16 protein-coding genes are annotated in these 19,042 nt (G+C 74.5%); 10 read left to right on the top strand and 6 right to left on the bottom strand.

Annotation, left to right across the window (positions count from 1 at the left end; all coding sequences use genetic code 11):
* Positions 1 to 150: 150 nt before the first annotated feature.
* The 3 genes from tdh to G3I54_RS26930 are packed head-to-tail and all read left to right on the top strand — an operon-like array spanning position 151 to position 3,387.
* On the top strand, positions 151 to 1,179 hold the full coding sequence (tdh, locus tag G3I54_RS26940) for an L-threonine 3-dehydrogenase (RefSeq protein WP_164618001.1): 1,029 nt from the start codon (positions 151 to 153) through the stop codon (positions 1,177 to 1,179).
* Positions 1,180 to 1,215: 36 nt separating this feature from the next.
* Entirely contained in the window at positions 1,216 to 2,415 is a 1,200-nt protein-coding gene (locus G3I54_RS26935; RefSeq protein ID WP_164617999.1) for a glycine C-acetyltransferase, read from the top strand.
* A 48-nt stretch (positions 2,416 to 2,463) separates the two neighbouring features.
* Positions 2,464 to 3,387, top strand: a complete 924-nt coding sequence (locus G3I54_RS26930; RefSeq protein ID WP_164617997.1) for a LysR family transcriptional regulator — start codon at positions 2,464 to 2,466, stop codon at positions 3,385 to 3,387.
* A 31-nt stretch (positions 3,388 to 3,418) separates the two neighbouring features.
* On the opposite strand, the gene G3I54_RS26925 is transcribed toward G3I54_RS26930, so the two are convergent.
* The 3 genes from G3I54_RS26925 to G3I54_RS26915 form a co-directional block, all read right to left on the bottom strand.
* On the bottom strand, positions 3,419 to 4,651 hold the full coding sequence (locus tag G3I54_RS26925) for a low temperature requirement protein A (protein ID WP_164617995.1): 1,233 nt from the start codon (positions 4,649 to 4,651) through the stop codon (positions 3,419 to 3,421).
* A gap of 116 nt (positions 4,652 to 4,767) precedes the next feature.
* Positions 4,768 to 7,464 carry an ABC transporter permease gene (locus tag G3I54_RS26920; protein WP_239144586.1) on the bottom strand — a complete coding sequence of 899 codons (2,697 nt, stop codon included), beginning with the start codon at positions 7,462 to 7,464 and terminating at the stop codon, positions 4,768 to 4,770.
* A gap of 26 nt (positions 7,465 to 7,490) precedes the next feature.
* The gene (locus tag G3I54_RS26915; RefSeq protein WP_164617993.1) at positions 7,491 to 8,201 is read right to left on the bottom strand and encodes an ABC transporter ATP-binding protein; all 711 of its coding nucleotides are present in this window, start codon (positions 8,199 to 8,201) and stop codon (positions 7,491 to 7,493) included.
* Between the two features lie 167 nt (positions 8,202 to 8,368).
* On the opposite strand from G3I54_RS26915, the gene G3I54_RS26910 reads away from it, so the two are divergent.
* Entirely contained in the window at positions 8,369 to 9,601 is a 1,233-nt protein-coding gene (locus tag G3I54_RS26910; RefSeq protein WP_164617991.1) for a sensor histidine kinase, read from the top strand.
* Positions 9,589 to 10,248, top strand: coding sequence for a response regulator transcription factor (locus tag G3I54_RS26905; protein WP_164617989.1), 660 nt, complete (start codon positions 9,589 to 9,591; stop codon positions 10,246 to 10,248). Before G3I54_RS26910 ends, G3I54_RS26905 begins: the two co-directional genes overlap by 13 nt.
* A gap of 48 nt (positions 10,249 to 10,296) precedes the next feature.
* Here G3I54_RS26905 and G3I54_RS26900 read toward each other — a convergent pair whose 3' ends face one another.
* On the bottom strand, positions 10,297 to 10,689 hold the full coding sequence (locus G3I54_RS26900) for a VOC family protein (RefSeq protein ID WP_164617987.1): 393 nt from the start codon (positions 10,687 to 10,689) through the stop codon (positions 10,297 to 10,299).
* Positions 10,690 to 10,764: 75 nt separating this feature from the next.
* On the opposite strand from G3I54_RS26900, the gene G3I54_RS26895 reads away from it, so the two are divergent.
* Both G3I54_RS26895 and G3I54_RS26890 read left to right on the top strand, forming a co-directional pair.
* Positions 10,765 to 11,406, top strand: a complete 642-nt coding sequence (locus G3I54_RS26895) for a nucleoside/nucleotide kinase family protein (RefSeq protein ID WP_203687232.1) — start codon at positions 10,765 to 10,767, stop codon at positions 11,404 to 11,406.
* Positions 11,407 to 11,525: 119 nt separating this feature from the next.
* A complete protein-coding gene (locus G3I54_RS26890; RefSeq protein WP_164617983.1) occupies positions 11,526 to 12,674 on the top strand; it encodes an aminopeptidase P family protein in 1,149 nt (382 codons plus the stop codon).
* Positions 12,675 to 12,711: 37 nt separating this feature from the next.
* Here the strand turns inward: G3I54_RS26890 and treZ are convergent, their stop codons facing one another.
* A complete protein-coding gene (gene treZ, locus G3I54_RS26885; RefSeq protein ID WP_164617981.1) occupies positions 12,712 to 14,472 on the bottom strand; it encodes a malto-oligosyltrehalose trehalohydrolase in 1,761 nt (586 codons plus the stop codon).
* Positions 14,473 to 14,685: 213 nt separating this feature from the next.
* Between treZ and G3I54_RS26880 the strand changes: the two genes are divergently transcribed.
* Positions 14,686 to 16,104: a GH1 family beta-glucosidase gene (locus G3I54_RS26880; protein WP_164617979.1), complete on the top strand. Its 1,419-nt coding sequence runs from the start codon at positions 14,686 to 14,688 to the stop codon at positions 16,102 to 16,104.
* 14 nt (positions 16,105 to 16,118) lie between these two features.
* On the top strand, positions 16,119 to 17,249 hold the full coding sequence (locus tag G3I54_RS26875) for an alpha-L-fucosidase (RefSeq protein WP_164617977.1): 1,131 nt from the start codon (positions 16,119 to 16,121) through the stop codon (positions 17,247 to 17,249).
* Here G3I54_RS26875 and G3I54_RS26870 read toward each other — a convergent pair.
* Positions 17,221 to 18,132, bottom strand: a complete 912-nt coding sequence (locus tag G3I54_RS26870; RefSeq protein ID WP_164617975.1) for a GNAT family N-acetyltransferase — start codon at positions 18,130 to 18,132, stop codon at positions 17,221 to 17,223. The two genes, G3I54_RS26875 and G3I54_RS26870, sit on opposite strands and share 29 nt — an antisense overlap.
* Positions 18,133 to 18,420: 288 nt before the next feature.
* Here G3I54_RS26870 and G3I54_RS26865 point away from each other — a divergent pair.
* Positions 18,421 to 19,042: DUF1707 and FHA domain-containing protein (locus tag G3I54_RS26865; protein WP_343240425.1), on the top strand; the 622-nt coding region annotated here is incomplete at its 3' end.

Raw genomic sequence — 19,042 nt, 5'->3', positions numbered from 1 at the left:
CGTGGAGCCTTTCGAGATGCTCCGTCCCGTCCCGCCGAACCCCCACCATGGTGGGTGACACCCAAGATCCACCCCGGGCCGCAGGGTTCCTCCGACATGCCCCGAGGCCCGGGGTATCCACTCGCGTACCGACGTCAGGGAGCCGCAGCCGTGAAGGCACTCGTCAAGCAGAAGGCCGAGCCCGGACTGTGGCTGATGGACGTGCCGGAGCCGGAGTACGGCCCCACCGACGTCCTGATCAAGGTCCTGCGCACCGGTATCTGCGGCACCGACCTGCACATCCGCGCCTATGACGGCTGGGCCCAGCAGGCGGTCACCACCCCGCTGGTCCTCGGCCACGAGTTCGTCGGCGAGGTCGCGGCCCTCGGCTCCGACGTCGCCGACATCGCGGTCGGCGACCTGGTCAGCGGCGAGGGCCACCTCGTCTGCGGCAAGTGCCGCAACTGTCTGGCCGGCCGCCGCCACCTCTGCCGCTCCACCGTCGGCCTCGGCGTCGGCCGGGACGGCGCGTTCGCCGAGTACGTGGTCCTGCCCGCGTCCAACGTGTGGGTGCACCGGGTCCCCGTCGACCTCGACATCGCGGCGATCTTCGACCCGTTCGGCAACGCCGTGCACACCGCGCTCTCCTTCCCGCTGGTCGGCGAGGACGTCCTGATCACCGGCGCGGGCCCGATCGGCATCATGGCCGCCGCCGTCGCCAAGCACGCCGGCGCCCGCAACGTCGTCATCACCGACGTCAGCGAGGCCCGCCTCGCCCTCGCCCGCAAGGTCGGCGTCAGCCTCGCCCTCAACGTCGCGGACCGCACCATCGCGGACGGGCAGCGCGAGCTGGGCCTGCGCGAAGGGTTCGACATCGGCCTGGAGATGTCCGGCCGGCCCGAGGCGATGCGCGACATGGTCGCGAACATGACGCACGGCGGCCGGATCGCGATGCTCGGCCTGCCCGCCGAGGAGTTCGCCGTCGACTGGTCCCGCATCGTCACCTCGATGATCACCATCAAGGGGATCTACGGCCGCGAGATGTTCGAGACCTGGTACGCCATGTCCGTCCTGCTGGAGGGCGGCCTCGACCTCGCCCCCGTGATCACCGGCCGGTACGGCTTCCGCGACTTCGAGGCGGCCTTCGACGACGCCGCGAGCGGCCTCGGCGGCAAGGTCATCCTCGACTGGACCGTCTGACCTTCGAACCTCTCCCCGCATCCTTAAGGAATCCGCATGTTCGACTCCGTACGCGACGATCTGCGCACCACCCTCGACGAGATCCGCGCCGCCGGGCTGCACAAGCCCGAGCGCGTGATCGGCACCCCGCAGTCCGCGACCGTGGCCGTCACCTCCGGCGGGCGCCCCGGCGAGGTCCTCAACTTCTGCGCCAACAACTACCTCGGCCTCGCCGACCACCCCGAGGTCATCGCCGCCGCCCACGAGGCGCTGGACCGCTGGGGCTACGGGCTCGCCTCGGTCCGCTTCATCTGCGGCACCCAGGAGGTCCACAAGGAGCTGGAACAGCGGCTCTCGGCCTTCCTCGGCCAGGAGGACACGATCCTCTACTCCTCCTGCTTCGACGCCAACGGCGGAGTCTTCGAGACGCTGCTCGGCCCGGAGGACGCGGTCATCTCCGACGCCCTCAACCACGCCTCCATCATCGACGGCATCCGGCTCTCCAAGGCCAAGCGCCACCGCTACGCCAACCGCGACATGGCCGACCTGGAGACGCAGCTCAAGGAGGCGTCCGGGGCGCGCCGCCGCCTCATCGTCACCGACGGCGTCTTCTCCATGGACGGTTACGTCGCCCCGCTCCAGGAGATCTGCGACCTGGCCGACCGCTACGACGCCATGGTCATGGTCGACGACTCGCACGCCGTCGGCTTCGTCGGCCCCGGCGGCCGCGGCACGCCCGAACTGCACGGCGTGATGGACCGGGTCGACATCATCACCGGCACCCTCGGCAAGGCGCTCGGCGGAGCCTCCGGCGGTTACGTCGCGGCCCGCGCGGAGATCGTCGCCCTGCTGCGCCAGCGCTCTCGCCCGTACCTCTTCTCCAACTCCCTCGCCCCGGTCATCGCCGCCGCCTCCCTCAAGGTCATCGACCTGCTGGAGTCCGCCGGCGACCTGCGCGAGCAGCTGGCCGCCAACACCGAGCTGTTCCGCACCCGGATGACCGCGGAGGGCTTCGACATCCTGCCCGGCGACCACGCCATCGCCCCCGTCATGATCGGCGACGCGGGCAAGGCCGGCCGGATGGCGGAACTGCTCCTGGAGCGCGGCGTGTACGTGATCGGGTTCTCGTACCCCGTCGTCCCGCAGGGCGCGGCCCGTATCCGCGTCCAGCTCTCCGCCGCGCACTCCACCGCCGACGTGAACCGCGCCGTGGACGCGTTCATCGACGCGCGGGCCGCTCTGGACGCGGAGGCGTAGCCCTCTGACCGGGTCGGTGGTTCCGCCACCACCTGGGACAATGGGCACATGATCGATGCGCGGCGGCTGCGAATCCTCCGTGCGGTGGCCGACCACCGCACGGTGACCGCGGCCGCCGCCGCGTTGTATCTGACGCCCTCCGCCGTCTCCCAGCAGCTCGCCGCCCTGGAGCAGGAGACCGGCCACCGCCTCGTCGAACGCGGCGCGCGCGGCGCCCGGCTCACCGCCGCCGGGGAGATCCTCCTCAGCCACACCAACCTGGTCCTCGCCCAGCTGGAGCGGGCCGAGGCGGAGCTCGCCGACTACAGCGCGGGCGTCGCCGGTACGGTCACGGTCGCCGCGTTCGCCACCGGCATCGGCCTCGTGCTCGCCCCCGCCCTCACCGAGCTGGCCCGCACCGCGCCCGGTATCCGGGTCAAGGTCCAGGACGCGGAGGGCGACGCGAGCGTCCCGATGGTGCTGGACCGGCAGGTCGACGTGGCGGTGGCCGTCGAATACCGCGGCGCGCCCGCCGAGGACGACCGCCGCCTCACCCGCGTCCCGCTGTACTCGGAGCCGTTCGACGTGGTGCTCCCGGTGAACCACCGCCTCGCGGACCAGGCCCAGGTGGCGATCGCCGACCTGGCGAAGGACCAGTGGATCGGCCAGTATCCGGGCAACCCCTGCCATGACGTGGTGGTCCTGGCCTGTGAGTACGCCGGGTTCGCCCCGCGCCTCGAACACGCGTCGGACGACTTCCACGCCGTGGTCGCCCTGGCCGGGGCGGACGCCGGAGTGGCCCTGGTGCCGAGGTCCGCGCTGCGCGGGATGGAGCTGACCGGGGTGGTCGTCCGCCCGGTCGAGGGCAGCGCCCCCACCCGCCGGGTCTTCGCGGCCGTACGGCAGGGGGCCGAGGGCCATCCGCTGATCCGGCCGGTGCTGGACGCGATGGAGGCGGTGGCCGTACGGGAAGCGGGCCTGGCCCGCGCCTGAGCGCCCGTCCCTCCCTCGGGTCATGCCCGGGTCACGTGGTGTGGGACCGCCGCCCGGACGCGGGCGCTCCGGCCCGGCCCGGGTCGTAGAGGATCTGCCAGCAGACCAGCGCCACCAGGATCCAGATCGTGGCCCAGGCCGGCAGCCGCACCCCGAGCGGGGCGAGCGCCACGGCCACGGCCGCACAGGGCAGCGCCCGGCCCAGCAGCCAGATCCGGTCGGCCCGGTCCGCGAGCGGCAGCGCCGCGACCAGCCCCGCCGCGAAGTACCCGGCCATCGCCCCGCACAGCAGCCAGTGCTGGTCCTTCGGCAGGACGTCGTCGACATGCGTGACCGCCGAGCCCAGCGCGGTCGCCAACGCGACCAGGCAGCCCGTCAGCACGGCGTGCAGCAGCATCGCCAGCCTCGGCGCGAGCGCGCCCTTGCGCAGCCGGGGGATTCCGTTGGTGCCGTAGAGCAGGCTGAGCGCGCAGATCGCGGCCAGCAGCCCGAAGGCCCCGAGCCCGGTGGCCGCGAGCGGCCCGTCCCAGTCGTCCCGCTCGGACGCGGCGTCGATGATCTGGATGACGCCCTCGCCCAGCACGATGATCACGTACAGCCCGAGCCGTTCGCCCATGTGCGCGGCGTCGATACGGGCCTCGCCGATCCGGGGCGGCGTGGCGACGGGGGAGTGCGCGGGGCCCGGCGGCGGGCGGCCGTCGCGGCGGCGCGCGGCCCGTTCGGTGGCACGCCGCAGGGTGCGGTCGCGGGTGGAGACCAGCAGGGTGACGATGTCCAGCGCGATGCCCAGGGCCCACAGCCAGTAGCGCAGCGGCGTCTCCACGAAGAGCGAGACGAGCCAGGGCGCCGCGCCCGCCCCGAACTGGGCCAGCGGCCAGTCCACGACGACGCTGCCCCGCTGCCAGACCCGGCCCGCCTGCCAGCGCAGCGCGACGTAGGCGATGACGAAGGGGATCGCGTGGCTCGTCAGGACCGTGTGGACGGAGGCCGCCATCACGGCCATGCCGAACATCGCGATCAGCAGCGTACGGACCCGGGTGGCGGAGGCCGCGATGTCCCCGTAGACGGCGAATCCGGCCCAGGTGGTCCAGAAGGCCAGGTAGAGGACTCCGTACAGGGCGAGATCCGCCAGGTGCGGGCCGTCGTGCAGCAGATGGGCCAGCTGTCCCGCCCCGGCGACGACGACGAGGTCGAAGAACAGCTCGTTCCAGCCGGCGTGCCGCTCGGCGGGTGCCGTGCTCTCCGTGGACTCCTCGGCCTCCATGGACCCATGGTCATCGGACGGTGTCCGGCCGCGCCTCGGCTGTGGGCCGAATGGCGAGGGGGCGAGGCCAGGGGCTGCCTGCCACCCTGACCTCGCCCCTCACCACGTCTCGCCCCTCACCGCACCCCGCGCCTCAGGACGAAGCGTCCGCCCGCCGCGCCCGGGACCAGCGTTCCCGCCGCCGCGGCGAGCGCCACCGCGCCCGCGATCACCCCGTAGTGCGCCGGCGGGAGGTACGGGGCCGTGCCCGCCACCGAGACGGCGAACGCGGTGAGCGGGACCGCGGCCACCGCTGTGCCGATCACCAGCCCGGCGACCGTCACCAGGCCGGTCTCCAGCACCAGCATCCGCCGCAGCTGCCGACGGCCCGTGCCGACCATGCGCAGCAGCCGGAACTCGCCCCGGCGGCCGATCGTGATCAGGGCCAGCGTGCTCACCACGGCCAGCAGCGCGAAGCCGCCGATCACCCCGACGCCGATGACGATCATCGCGTTGTCCTCGTCCGGTACCGGCGGAGCGATCCTGACGTCGTCGGCCGTGGCGGCCCGCACCGCCACCCCACCGCCGTACGGAGCCAGCGCCTTCCGCACGGCGGCCACCGGATCCGCCCCGGACGCGGTCCCGGATTCGGTCCGGATCAGTACGGCCTGGTCCCGCTCGGCCGAGACATGGCCCGCCAGCGCCTCGCGCGGGAACAGGAACTCGCCCAGGCCCAGCTCGTGTCCGTACACCGCGACGACCCGGGGCTCCACCCGCGTACCGTCGCCGAGCCGCAGCGCCACCCGGTCCCCGGGGCCGACGTCCAGGCTCTTCGCCCGGTCCGCCCCGACCGCGACCGCGTCCCGCCCCGTGAGCCGGTCCAGGTCGCCCGCCGTGACCCGGGGGTCGAGCGTGCCGGACAGGCCGCGCGCCTCCACGCCCAGCACGGGCAGCTGGGTCAGCACCGGTTCGCCCGCCTCCCGGTCGGCCAGGACGACCGCCGAACGCAGCACCCCGGTCGCCGCCGTGACCCCCGGCGCCTCCCGCACCGCCCGGGCCGCTCCGGCGGGCAGGCCCGCCCCGCCTCCCGTCGCCACCAGGTCCGCCCGCAGGGCGGCGGACGCCTGCCGGTCGGCGGCCCGCTCCAGCGTCGGCCCCGCGGCGAGCTGCACGCAGACGAACGCGACCACCAGCACGATCGGGGTGAACGCGGCGGCGAGCCGCCGGGTGTGCGCCGAGGCCGCCCGCTCGGCCAGGAACCCCGAGACCCCGCCCGCCCGGCGCAGCGGACGGCCCAGCACGCCCAGGGCGATCCGGGCGATCCGGGGCCCCAGCAGGGCGACCGCGATCACCAGCGACAGCGCCGCGCCCGAGGCGGCGGCGCCCGCGGCCTGACCGCTCTGCGTCGTCGCCACACCCGCCGAGCTGACCCCGGCGAAGGCCAGCACCACCCCCGCGACCGTACGGAACCGTCCCGGCTCGCTCGGCTCGTCCGCCGTCGCCGCACCCAGCGCGGCTGCGGGCCGCAGCCGGGTGATGGAGCGGGCGGCGAGCATCGCGACCGGTCGTGCGAGCAGCGCGACCAGCAGCCCGCCGGCCAGCGCGGCGGCGGGCGGCAGCCACCACGGCACCGGCAGCGGAAGCGTCCCGGTGGTCAGCAGCGAACGCATCGCGAGCCCCAGTGGTACGGCCCCGAGGCCGCCCAGCAGCGCCGCCACCGCGGAGACCCGGCCCGCCTCCCGGCCGATCGCGGACCGGAGCTGCCGGGGCGAGGCCCCCACCGCCCGCAGCAGCGCCAGCTCCCCGGACCGCTGGTGGATCGCCTGGGACAGCGTCGAGGCGATCACGAGGAGCGCCACCATCAGCACGGTCCCGCCGATCGACCCGAGCAGGGCCAACCGGTCGCCGCGCCCGCCGAGCGCGTCCACGTGCTCGGCCTCCCCGCGCTCCGCACCCGTCAGCACCCGTACGCCCCGGTCGGATCCGGCGACGCCCGAACGCTCGGGCAGCACCGCGCCGATCGCCTCGCGCAGCGCCTTCGGCCCGACGCCCGGCTCCGCGATGACACCGATCGCGTCGATCCGGCCCGGGTGCCCGGCCAGGGCGGTCAGCCGGGGCTCGGTGAAGAACACGGCCGGGGGACCATCACCGCCGTGCCCGGTGCGGGCGATCCCGCTGACGGTGTACGTCCGGGTCCTCCCGTCGGCCCGCAGCGCGATCCGTTCGCCCGGGGCGGGTCCGTCGGCCGCCAGGCCGCCGTCCAGGACGACCTCGGTCGCGTCCCGCGGGGCCCGCCCCTCGGCCAGTTCGTACCGGGTGAGCACGGCGGACGGCCAGGCGCGGCCCACCGCGGGCCGCCCGTCGCCGGTGGACACCGGAACGGAGTCGTCCGCGACGGCCTTCGCCACCCCGTCGGCCCCGGCCACCGCGGCCAGCACCGAACGGTCCAGGCGGGCCCGCTCGGGCAGATACGCCGTCGCCGTCTGCGGCTCGCCGCCCCAGGGCTTCGCGGTGTACGACACTTTCTGGTCCGCCGCCACCACCGCGTCGGCGCCCGCGTACCGCTGCACCGGCGGCGCGGCCACCAGCAGCGAGCCGACGACGAACGCGAACGCGCCGATCAGCGCGGCGGCCGCGCCCGTCGCCACGATCACCGCCGCCCAGGCCCGCCGGTGCGTGGCCAACGACCGCCGGGCCAGGAACGCCGACGCCCGCCGCGACCCCCGCCGTACGCCCAGCGCCTCCCGGGCGGGTGTGCCCGTACGCCTCTGCCGTACGTCCGGCGGCTCCGGGGCCGCCGCGCCCGTACGCCCCCGCGTCGCGGCGGATCTCATCGCGGCGGACTTCATCGCGGGCGACCTCATCGCAGCCGACCGCCGTCCATCGTCAGCACGGTGTCCGCCCAGCTCGCCGCCACCGGGTCATGGGTGACCATCACGACCGTGCGGCCCTCGATCCGTACGGCGTCCCGCAACAGGGCCAGCACCAGCGCGGCGGACTCCGGGTCGAGGGAGGCGGTCGGCTCGTCCGCGAAGATCACCTCGGGCTCCGTCACCAGCGCCCGGGCCACCGCGACCCGCTGCTGCTGGCCGCCCGACAGCGTCGAGGGCCCGTCGCCGCCGCGCCCCGCCAGACCCACCCGGGTCAGCAACTCCCGCCCCCGCGCCAGCACATCGGGTCCGCCCGGGTCCGCACCGCCCAGCACCAGCGGCAGCACCACGTTCTCCTCGATGGACAGCGACGGCACCAGATTGAGGGCGTGCGACTGGAAGACGAACCCGATCCGGTCCCGGCGCAGCCGGGTCAGCGCCGCCTCCGAGAGCGACCCGAGATCGGTGCCGGCGATCCGCACCGTCCCCGAGGTCGGCCGGTCCAGGCCCGCCGCGACCTGGAGGAAAGTGCTCTTGCCCGAACCCGAGGGGCCGACCACCGCGGTGAAGCTCCCGGCCCGGACCGTACAGCTCACCGCGTCGAGCGCCGTCGTCCGCCGACTGCTCCCGCGCCGCCCGTAGCTCCGGCTCACCCCCTCAAGACCGAGCGCGGCCGCCTGCTCCACCGTCGTCGTGCGCACTGTTCGCCTCCACCGTCCCCGTACCGTTCGACCTGCTAGAACGCTATGAGCCGGGGCGCGGCCGGGCGAGGGTGCGCACTACCGGACCGGGGGTGGAGTCAGCTGCACCCCCGGCCGGGGGCCCGCCCCCCTCCGGCGGTGGGCCCGCACCCGTACCGTGGGCTGCCATGAGCAGCTCCCCGCCCGCCCCTCTCACGCTCGCCGTGCGGCGTTCCTGGGACGCCTCGTGCTACCTCTTCCTCGGCATCGGGATCGCGATGCTGACCTACCTCGGCGCGTTCCTGGTGGTGGCGGCCCTCCTGTTCGCCGTCGCGATCATCGGGCTGCCCGCGCTGCCGGAGGCCGCCACGCTGCTGCGCCGGGCCGCCGAGGCGGAGAGCCGCCGGGCGGCGGCCCGGCTCGGGCCCGGACACCGACCGGCCTCCTACCCGCCGCCGCCCGGCGGCGAGTTGTCCGAACGGGTCCGGTGGACGCTCACCGACCGGACCGCCTGGCGGCTCGCGCTCTGGCTGCCCGTCCAGACGCTCTTCGGGATGGGGCTCGGCTATCTCGCGATGGTCCTGTGGCCCATCGCCCTGCTGGTGGACGGGATCGCCCTGTCCGTCGTGGGCCTTGTCGACCGGCGGCGGGCCGACGAGTACGGCACCGAGCCGCCCGAGCGGCCGGGCTGGGCGCTGCGCTGGCATCCGGTGCTGGCCGACCTCTCGGCGGGCTGGACGCTGGCCCTGCTCGCCCCGCCGCCCGACGCCGAACTCACCGAACGGATCGCCCACCTCACCGAGAGCCGGGCCGGTGCGGTCGCCGCGCACGGGGCCGAACTGCGGCGCATCGAGCGCGACCTGCACGACGGCGCCCAGGCCAGGATCGTCGCCCTGTCGATGCGGATCGGGCTCGCCAAACAGCTCCTCGACCGCGACCCGGCCGCCGCGCGGGCCCGCCTGGACGAGGCGCAGGACGGGGCGGACGCCGCCCTCGCCGAGCTGCGGCACGTGGTGCGCGGCATCCACCCGCCGGTGCTGACCGACCGTGGACTGGCCGGGGCGGTACGGGCGTTGGCCGCCGACGTCGCCGTACCCGTCACGGCGGACCTGGACGCGGTGGAGGACGGCCGGCGGCTGCCCGCCGCGATCGAGGCCGCCGCCTACTTCGTGGTGGCCGAGGCGCTCACCAACATCAGCAAGCACAGCGGCGCCACCGCCGCCCGGGTCCGCATCGACCGGCCCCCCGGCCTGCTGCGGGTGACCATCGGCGACGATGGTCGCGGCGGCGCGGACGAACGCGCCGGCAGCGGGCTGGTGGGCATCCGGCGGCGGGTCGCCGCACTGGACGGCGCCACCCGCGTCAGCAGCCCCGCCGGGGGGCCGACGGACATCGAAGTGGAGCTGCCGTGCGGATCGTGATCGCCGAGGACAACGCCCTTCTGCGCGAGGGCCTGATCCTCCTGCTCACCAGCTCCGGACACGAGGTGGTGGCCGACGCGGCGGCCGGCCCGGAGATCCTGCCCGCCCTGCTCGAACACCGCCCGGACGTCGCCGTCCTGGACGTACGGCTGCCGCCCACCTTCCGCGACGAGGGCCTGCGGGCCGCGCTCGCCGCCCGCGCCGAACTGCCGGACCTGCCGATCCTGGTCCTCTCGCAGTACGTCGAGGAGACGTACGCCGCCGAGCTGCTAGCCCAGGGCGCCCGGGGCATCGGCTATCTGCTCAAGGACCGGGTGGGCCGGGTCGAGCAGTTCCTGGAGGCGCTGGACCGGGTGGCGGCGGGCGGCACCGCGCTCGACCCGGAAGTCGTCTCCCAGCTCCTCACCCGCAAGTCATCGGCGGGCCCGCTCCAGAGCCTCACCGCCCGTGAGCGCGAGGTCCTGGAACACATGGCGCAGGGCAAGGCCAACGGCACCATCGCCGCCGAACTCACCGTCTCCGAAAGGGCGGTGAGCAAACACATCGGCTCGATCTTCGCCAAGCTCGGCCTGGAACCGGACGACGGCGCCGTCCACCGCCGCGTCCTCGCGGTGCTGGCCTACCTGGAGGGCCGCGGCGGGCACTGACCCGGGCCGGAGCGGGGGCCGGACGGGCCCGGACGCGGGCGGACGGGCTCAGGCGGCCGGCTGCAACAGGTCCCAGCGGTTGCCGTACAGGTCCTCGAAGACCGCGACCGAGCCGTACGTCTCGTGCCGGGGCTCCTCCAGGAACCGCACCCCGGCCGCGCGCATCCGCTCGTGGTCGGCCGCGAAGTCCTCGGTGTGCAGGAAGAAGCCGACCCGGCCGCCCGTCTGCGCCCCGACGGCCGCGGCCTGCGCCTCGTCCTTCGCCCGGGCCAGCAGCAGCCCCGTGCCCGCGGCCGCCCCGCGCGGGCGCACCACCACCCAGCGGGTGCCGTCGCCCCGGTCGGTGTCCTCCACCGGCTCGAAGCCGAGCGCGTCGCGGTAGTACGCGAGCGCCTCGTCGTAGTCGCGGACGACCAGGGTGACCAGGGCGATGTGGGACATGGCGGGGAGTCCTTCCAGCGATGAGTTATACGTAACACTAACGCCGGGGCTCCCCGCCGTCGCACAATGCCCCGCATGGACATCGTGGACGGGACGAGCACCGGCGGCCTCGCCGCGCTGACGGACCGGGCCCGCGCGCTCGCGGACACCGGACAGCGGCGCGTCCTCGGGATCGCGGGCCCGCCCGGGGCCGGCAAGTCCACCCTGGCGGACCGGTTGGTCGCGGCCCTGGACGGACGCGCCGCCCTCGTCCCGATGGACGGCTTCCACCTCGCCGCCGCCGAGCTGGACCGCCTGGGCCGCGCCGGCCGCAAGGGCGCGCCGGACACCTTCGACGCGGCCGGGTACACGGCCCTGCTGCGGCGGCTGCGCGACCCGGACCCGGTGCACGCGGTCTACGCGCCCGCCTTCGACCGGTCGCTGGAGGAGCCGGTCGCCGGTGCCCTGCCCGTACCGCCGGACGTGCCGCTCGTGGTCACCGAGGGGAACTACCTGCTGCTCGACGAGGGGCCGTGGGCGCCGGTGCGCGGGCTGCTGGACGAGGTGTGGTTCCTGGCCCTCGACCCGGAGGTCCGGGTGCGCCGTCTCGTCGACCGCCATGTGCGCCACGGCAGGCCCCGGCCCGCCGCCGAGGAGTGGGTGGCCCGCTCCGACGAGGCCAACGCCCGACTGGTGGAGGGCGGCCGAGACCGGGCCGACCTGGTCGTGCGCCTCTGACCCGCCGGGCTTTCCCGGCACCCGGCCAAGGCGTCCGACACACTCCGGCAAGCCGGTCGCGCGCACCCCGCCGGGCGGGCAGGATGCTGTGTGCCGTGTCGCACCGCCAGGAGGCCCCGATGTCCAGCCCGACCCCGTCCGCCCAGCAGTCCGTCCCGCCCGTGCCCTTCACCGCCGACGACTACCGGGCCCGGATGGCACGGGCCGCCGAGTCCGCCGCCGAGGCCGGGCTCGCCGGGGTGATCGTCGCGCCGGGACCCGACCTCGTGCACCTCACCGGCTACCGCCCCGTGAGCACCGAACGCCTCACGCTCCTCGTGCTGCGGGCCGGCCAGGACCCGGTTCTGGTGGTCCCGACCCTGGAGGCGCCCGACGCGGCCGCCGCCACCGGGGCGCCCGCCCTCACCCTGCGGGACTGGACCGACGGCAAAGACCCGTACGCGGTGACCGCCCCGCTGCTGGACGACCGGGGCCGCTTCGCCGTCAGCGACAACACCTGGGCGATGCATCTGCTGGGCCTCCAGCGGGAGTTGCCCGAAACCTCCTACGCCGCGCTCACCGAGGCGCTCCCGATGCTCCGCGCGGTGAAGGACGCGGCCGAGCTGGAACGGCTCGCAGCCGCCGGCGCCGCCGCCGACGCCACGTACGAGGAGATCCTCAAGGTGCGCTTCTCCGGTCGCCGGGAGGTCGACCTGGCCACCGATCTCGCGGCGCTGCTGCGGGAGTTCGGGCACTCGCAGGTGGACTTCACCGTCGTCGGCTCCGGCCCGAACGGGGCCAACCCGCACCACGAGGCGGGCGAACGCACCATCGAGCGCGGCGACATGGTCGTCCTCGACTTCGGCGGTCTGAAGCACGGCTACGGCTCCGACACCTCCCGTACGGTCCATGTCGGCGAGCCCACCGCCGAGGAACAGCGGGTCCACGACATCGTCCGCGAGGCCCAGCAGGCGGGCTGTGCCGCCGTCCGGCCCGGCGTCGCCTGCCAGGAGATCGACCGGGCGGCCCGCGCGGTGATCACCGAGTTCGGCTACGGCGACCGGTTCATCCACCGCACCGGCCACGGCATCGGCGTCACCACCCACGAGCCGCCCTACATGATCGAGGGCGAGGAGCAGCCGCTGGTGCCCGGCATGTGCTTCTCCGTGGAGCCCGGCATCTACCTCCCGGGCCGCTTCGGCGTCCGGATCGAGGACATCGTGGCGGTCACCGAGGACGGCGGCCGGCGGCTCAACACCACCGCCCGCGAACTGGCCGTCGTGGAGTAGGCCCGCCTGCAAGGGAGTTCGGGGACGCTCAAGGGCGTCAGTCGTCCGCCAGCACCACGCACGACTCCGGCGGCAGGTGCAGCACCCCGTCCGCCCCCGGCGCCTCCACCGGCTCCCAGGCCGCCAACACCCGTCCCCCGGAACGGCGGTGGCGGCCGAGGCCGAGCGGAATCGCCGCCGGTTCGCCGGCCAGGTTCACCACGACCCGCAGATCGCCCCTGCGGTACGCGAACCACCGCGCGTCCTCGTCGAACGCGGTCTTCACCGACGCCAGGTCGGGGTCGTGCAGATCGGGCAGCGTACGCCGCAGCGCGATCAGTTCGCGGTACCAGGCGAGCAGCCGTGCGTGCGGTTCGCGCTCCGGCTCGGCCCAGTCGAGCACCGAGCGGTCGCGGGTCGCCGGGTCCTGCGGGTCGGGGATCTCCTCCTCGGCCCAGCCGTGCGCGCCGAACTCCCGCCGCCTGCCGTTGCGTACGGCCTCGGCCAGCTCCGGGTCCGTGTGGTCGGTGAAGAACTGCCACGGGGTGCGCGCCCCCCACTCCTCGCCCATGAACAGCATCGGCGTGAACGGGCCGGTCAGCACGAGCGCGGCGGCGCACGCCTGGAGACCGGGGGAGAGGGAGGCGGCGAGGCGGTCGCCGAGCGCGCGGTTGCCGATCTGGTCGTGCGTCTGCGCGTACCCGACGAAGCGGTGGGCCGGGCTGCGCGTCACGTCGACCGGGCGGCCGTGGGTGCGGCCCCGGAAGCTGGAGAAGGTCCCGTCGTGGAAGAACGCCGACGTCACCGTCTTCGCCAGGGCGGCGAGCGGGGCGCGGGCGAAGTCGGCGTAGTAGCCCTGGGACTCGCCGGTCAGCGCGGTGTGCAGGGCGTGGTGGAAGTCGTCGTTCCACTGGGCGTGCAGCCCGAGGCCGCCCGCCGGGCGCGGGGTGGTGGTGCGCGGGTCGCAGAGGTCGGACTCCGCGATCAGCCCGAGCGGCCGCCCCAGCTCCACCGCCAGCGCGTCGACCGCCGTCGACAGCTCCTCCAGGAAGGTCAGCGCCCGGGTGTCGGCCAGCGCGTGCACCGCGTCCAGGCGCAGCCCGTCGAGCCGGTAGTCGCGCAGCCAGGCCAGCGCGCTGCCCAGCAGGAACGCCCGCACCTCGTCCGAGCCCGGCGCGTCCAGATTGACCGCCGCGCCCCACGGGGTGTGGTGGGTGTCGGTGAAGTACGGGCCGAAGGCGGGCAGGTGGTTGCCGGACGGGCCCAGGTGGTTGTGGACGACGTCCAGGACCACCCCGAGCCCCAGCCCGTGCGCCGTGTCGACAAAGCGCTTCAGCCCCTCCGGGCCGCCGTACGGCTCGTGCACCGCCCAGAGCGAGACGCCCTCGTAGCCCCAGCCGTTGACCCCCGGGAACGGGCAGAGGGGCATCAGCGACACATGGGTGACGCCCAGCTCCGCCAGATGGCCCAGCCGCGCCGCCGCCGCGTCGAACGTGCCCTCGGCGGTGTACGTCCCCACATGCAGCTCGTACAGCACCGCCCGGTTCAGCCGCCGTCCCGCCCACCCGTTGCGCCAGGCGTACGCCTCCTGGTCGACGACCGCGCTCGGGCCGTCGGGCCCGTCCGGCTGACGCCGCGACCGGGGGTCCGGCAGCAGCGGCCCGTCGTCCACCCGGAACCCGTACCGGTCCCCGTCGGAGGCCTCCGCCTCGGCCGTCCACCAGCCCTCGCGCCCCGCGTCACGCTCCATCGGGGACCGGACGTCCGCCGCCTCCAGCACGACCGAGTCCGCCTCGGGGGCCCACACCTCGAACTGCATCCACCACTCCTCGTCCCTGGGCGGGGCGCGCGCGGCCCGCGGCCGGGCTTCACGCTCCACGCGACAGGCTCTGTTGCCGCCCGCCACCGGCGATTAAGGTCTGGTCCTGATCATTGCCCGGCGAGCTTCCCTCTCATACGGATGTGGCTCACACGTACTGGTTTTGCTGACACGTACCGGTTCCGCTCGTACGCACGGCTGCTGGAGGCCGCGATGACCCTGCCGATGTTCCCGCCCGGCTTCCTCTGGGGAGCCTCCGCCTCCGCCTTCCAGACCGAGGGGGCGGTGGACGCGGACGGCAAGGGCCCCTCCGGCTGGGACGCCTTCGCCGCCCGGCCGGGCCGGATCAAGGACGGCACCGACACCACCCGGGGCACCGGCTTCCACGCCCGCTACCGCGAGGACGTCGCCCTGCTGGCCGGGCTCGGCGCCGACGCCTTCCGGTTCTCCGTCAGCTGGCCCCGTGTGGTGCCCGGCGGCAGCGGAGCCGTCAACGCCGACGGGCTCGACTTCTACGACCGGCTCGTCGACGAGCTCTGCGCCCACGGCATCACCCCCGCCCCGACCCTCTACCACTGGGACACCCCGCTCCCGCTGGAGGAGGCCGGCGGCTGGCTCGACCGGGACACCGCCCACCGCTTCGCCGAGTACGCGGGCATCGTCGCCGAACGCCTCGCCGACCGCGTCCCCATGTGGATCACGATCAACGAGCCCGCCGAGGTCACGATGCTCGGCTACGCGCTGGGCGAGCACGCCCCGGGCCGCACCCTGCTCTTCGACGCCCTGCCCGCCGCCCACCATCAGCTCCTCGCCCACGGCCTCGCGGTCCGCGCCCTGCGCGCGGCGGGCGCGGACAACATCGGCGCCGCCCTCTCGCACGCCCCGGTCTGGACGGCCGGGGACACCGACGAGGACCGCTTCGGCGCGGAGCTGTACGACACGCTCACCAACTGGCTCTTCGCCGACCCGATCCTCACCGGCCGCTACCCGGACGAGAGCCTCGCCGCCCTGATGCCGGGACCGGTCGCCGACGACCTGAAGGTCATCTCCACCCCGCTCGACTGGTACGGCGTCAACTACTACAACCCGACCCTCGTCGGAGCGCCCAGGCCCGAGGCCCTGGACACCTTCTCCGGCTTCACGATGCCCGCCGAACTGCCCTTCGGGATACGGGAGATCGAGGGGTACGAGAAGACCGGATTCGGCTGGCCCGTGGTCCCGGAAGGCCTCACCGAGATCGTCACCTCGCTGCACGCCCGCTACGGTGACCGCCTCCCGCCGCTGTACATCACCGAGAACGGCTGCGCCCTGGAGGAGCCGCACGCGGACGACCGCCGCATCGCCTATCTGGAGGGCCATCTGAGGGCCCTGCGCTCGGCGATGGACGCCGGGGTGGACGTACGCGGCTACTTCACCTGGTCGCTCACCGACAACGTCGAATGGACGGAGGGCGCCTCGCAGCGGTTCGGCCTCGTCCACATCGACTACGAGACGCTGACCCGTACGCCGAAAGCCTCGTACGCCTGGTACCGCGACCTGATCCGCGCGCAGAAGCGACAGGAGCAGCCGCAGGAGCAGCCGCGGAAGGGGAACCCGGCGGTCGAGGGGGCTTACGCGGCACCGCCCGAATGATCAATACTCCCGCCATGGTCGCTTCATGGTGGTCCCGGGCCCGGCTGGGGATCTTCGTTCACTGGACACCCGCATCCGTACCCGGCTGGGCCCCGCCCTACGTCCCCGCCGCCGAACTCCCGGCGGCGGGCCGGCGCGCGCCGCTGGGCTGGACCTCGTACGCGGAGTGGTACGAGAACGCCCTCCGCTTCCCCGGCTCCCCGGTCTCCGCCCACCACCGCGCCACCTACGGCGCCCGCCCCTACACGGACTTCGGCCACGACTTCGAGGACGGGCTCGCCACCTGGGACCCGGCGGCCTGGGCCCGCGGCTTCCGGGAGGCGGGCGCCGGATACGCGGTCCTCGTCACCAAGCACCACGACGGGTTCTGCCTCTGGCCCTCCGAGACGAAGAACCCGCACCGCCCCGGCTGGCACACCGCCCGGGACGTGGTCGGCGAGTTCGCCGAAGCCGTACGGGCCGAGGGCCTGCGCTTCGGCGTCTACTACTCCGGCGGACTCGACTGGACCTTCGACGACCGGCCCATCGGCACCGCCGCCGACATGTTCTCCGCCGTCCCGCGCGGCGCCTACCCGGCCTACGCCGACGCCCAGTTGCGCGAACTGATCCGCCGCTACCGCCCCGACATCCTCTGGAACGACATCGCCTGGCCCGCCTCCGCCGACGAGATCCGCTCGCTGGTCGACTTCTACCGCTTCACCGTCCCGCACGGCGTCGTCAACGACCGCCTGCTGCCGTACGCACCGCACTGGCGGGGCCTGCGCCTGCCGGGCGCGAAGGCGCTGTACAACTGGTGGGACCGCCGGACGGTGGCGCAGGGCGAGGGCTTCGTCCCGCGCACACCGCCCGTCTTCGACTTCCGCACCCCGGAGTACGCCCGCTACGAGGGCTCCGACCCGTACGAGATCACCCGGGGCGTCGACCACAGCTTCGGCTACAACCGGGCCTCGGGGCCGGACGCCTTCATCGGCCGGGAGGCCCTCACCTCACTGGTCCGCGACACGGCGGCGGACGGCGGCAGAGTGCTGCTCAACGTGGGGCCGCGCGGCGAGGACGCGACGATCCCCGCCGAGCAGCGACTCCGCCTGGACTGGCTGGCGGAGGATGCCGGGGCCCTCACACCAGATGGATCCACTCCTGGGTGATCGGGTACCCGGCGCGGGCGAACGCGGCGGCCATCGGCACGTTCCCCTGGTCCGTCGCGCCCGCGATGAACTCGGCGCCCTGCTCGACCAGGAAGCGGGTGCACTCCACCAGCAGGTCGTAGCCGTACCCGTGCCCGCGCGCCTCGGGCACGATCCCGATGAAGCCGACGCAGGGTCCCGACGGGTTGTGCGCGGGCACCTGGATGCCCGCCACCTCGCCGTCCGGCGTGTACGCGAGCTGCCACCACTCCCTCGGCGAGGGGCACCAGTGGAAGAAGTCCAACTCCTCCTGAGCCGCCGCCCCCAGGCCGCCCGGTCCCTCGATGGCCTTGCGGGCGTGGGCGTCCAGCGTCGCCGAGTGCACCCGGCGCAGCACATCGAGGATGACAGCGTCGTCCGGCTCGGGGCGGAAGGTGAGCCGTCCCGTCCGCTCGGGCAGCGGACAGCCGGGGGTCCACCGGTAGCGGTAGCGCTCGACCAGCGGCTTCATGCCGGCCGCCGTGGCGGCGGCGACCCGCTCCTCGACGGCGGCCCGCACCGCCGGGTCGTCCCGCCACCCGGCGGGCGCGATCAGCTCGTACTCCTTGTCGAACGGGGCCTGGCGCAGGAGCTCGGCGCCCGCCTCCGCCTCGCCGTCCGCGAAGTCGAACCAGTTGAGCACGACGGGCTCGGTGTCCTCGGGCCCGCCCCACCAGGCGGCCCTGGCCACCACCTTGCCGTCGCGCAGGGCGACCCAGGTCCAGTCGGGGCGGTACTCGCCGCCGTCCGCCACGGTGGTGTATCGGTGGCCGAACGCGCCACGGCCGACGAGCGCGGTGTGCTGAAGAGAGTGGAACAGATCGGCGTCGCTCGGAGTGAGCGCGCGAATGACCGGATCGGTCATGGAGAGATCCTCCGGGAAGGAAAGCAGCGCTCCCGGGTCAGACGGAGTCCGACACCGCCCGGAGGACGGGGCGGGAGCGCGGGGGTGAGAAGAGACTGCGGATACCGGCGGTACCGGTGGTGTTCGCACGCACGGTCCCACCCCCTTTCACGACCTTGATCGATGTCCGTGCCGACCGTAGCCGTTGCCCGCGCCCGCCGTCCACCGAATTGAACGGCGCAGGTCAGCGTGGGAGGAAACACGGTCTCGTCTGGACACCTCGGGCCCCTCGGCCCGACAATCGTCCACGTGACATCCTCCTTCGAGTTCCACACGAGTCCCGCGCGGCTGTCGGACGCCCAGCGCGACCGTGTTCTCGGCCTGCTCAGAGAGGGTGCCGCCCAGGGCAAGTTGTCGCACGACACCTTCATGCGGCGCATGGAGCTCGCCCTCGTCGCCCGGCGCCCCGAGGAGCTGGCGGCCCTCACCTCCGACCTGGACGGCGGCGGCCGCTGGTCCCAGGGCCTGGTCCGCGCGGTCGGCGGGATCTCCGCCTTCCCCGGCCGGTTGCGCCGCGCCTGGCAGACCGAGCGGCTCCCCAAGCTGCTGCTCCCCGCGCCCGGCCCGTATCCGCTGCTCATCGGCCGCGACCCGGCGAACGGACTGCGCCTCAACCACGAGACGGTCTCCCGGCTGCACGCCGAACTCTCCGCGCAGAACGGCCGCTGGGTGCTGCGCGACCTCGGCTCCACCAACGGCACCTGCGTCAACGGCCAGCGGCTCGTCGGCTCCATTCCGGTGCGGGACGGCGACCAGGTGAGCTTCGGCCGGATGAGCTTCCGCCTCACCGCCCCGGCCCTCCGCCCGCCCGAGTCCCGGCCGTCCGCCGCCCGCCCGCCCGAGCTGCCGCCGCACGCGCCCCGGCCCGCCG

It is taken from the genome of Streptomyces sp. SID14515 (assembly GCF_010548505.1).
Lineage (GTDB): Bacteria > Actinomycetota > Actinomycetes > Streptomycetales > Streptomycetaceae > Streptomyces > Streptomyces caviscabies.
Note: the sequence above shows the minus strand (reverse complement) of the source record. Positions and strands in the feature narration are given on the sequence as shown.

Coding starts and splice junctions, on each gene's coding strand:
- G3I54_RS26935 (WP_164617999.1), top strand. CDS start 1,216: ATGTTCGACTCCGTACGCGACGATCTGCGCACCACCCTCGACGAGATC.
- G3I54_RS26930 (WP_164617997.1), top strand. CDS start 2,464: ATGATCGATGCGCGGCGGCTGCGAATCCTCCGTGCGGTGGCCGACCAC.
- G3I54_RS26925 (WP_164617995.1), bottom strand. CDS start 4,651: ATGGAGGCCGAGGAGTCCACGGAGAGCACGGCACCCGCCGAGCGGCAC.
- G3I54_RS26920 (WP_239144586.1), bottom strand. CDS start 7,464: ATGAGATCCGCCGCGACGCGGGGGCGTACGGGCGCGGCGGCCCCGGAG.
- G3I54_RS26910 (WP_164617991.1), top strand. CDS start 8,369: ATGAGCAGCTCCCCGCCCGCCCCTCTCACGCTCGCCGTGCGGCGTTCC.
- G3I54_RS26900 (WP_164617987.1), bottom strand. CDS start 10,689: ATGTCCCACATCGCCCTGGTCACCCTGGTCGTCCGCGACTACGACGAG.
- G3I54_RS26895 (WP_203687232.1), top strand. CDS start 10,765: ATGGACATCGTGGACGGGACGAGCACCGGCGGCCTCGCCGCGCTGACG.
- G3I54_RS26890 (WP_164617983.1), top strand. CDS start 11,526: ATGTCCAGCCCGACCCCGTCCGCCCAGCAGTCCGTCCCGCCCGTGCCC.
- treZ (WP_164617981.1), bottom strand. CDS start 14,472: ATGCAGTTCGAGGTGTGGGCCCCCGAGGCGGACTCGGTCGTGCTGGAG.
- G3I54_RS26880 (WP_164617979.1), top strand. CDS start 14,686: ATGACCCTGCCGATGTTCCCGCCCGGCTTCCTCTGGGGAGCCTCCGCC.
- G3I54_RS26875 (WP_164617977.1), top strand. CDS start 16,119: ATGGTCGCTTCATGGTGGTCCCGGGCCCGGCTGGGGATCTTCGTTCAC.
- G3I54_RS26870 (WP_164617975.1), bottom strand. CDS start 18,132: ATGACCGATCCGGTCATTCGCGCGCTCACTCCGAGCGACGCCGATCTG.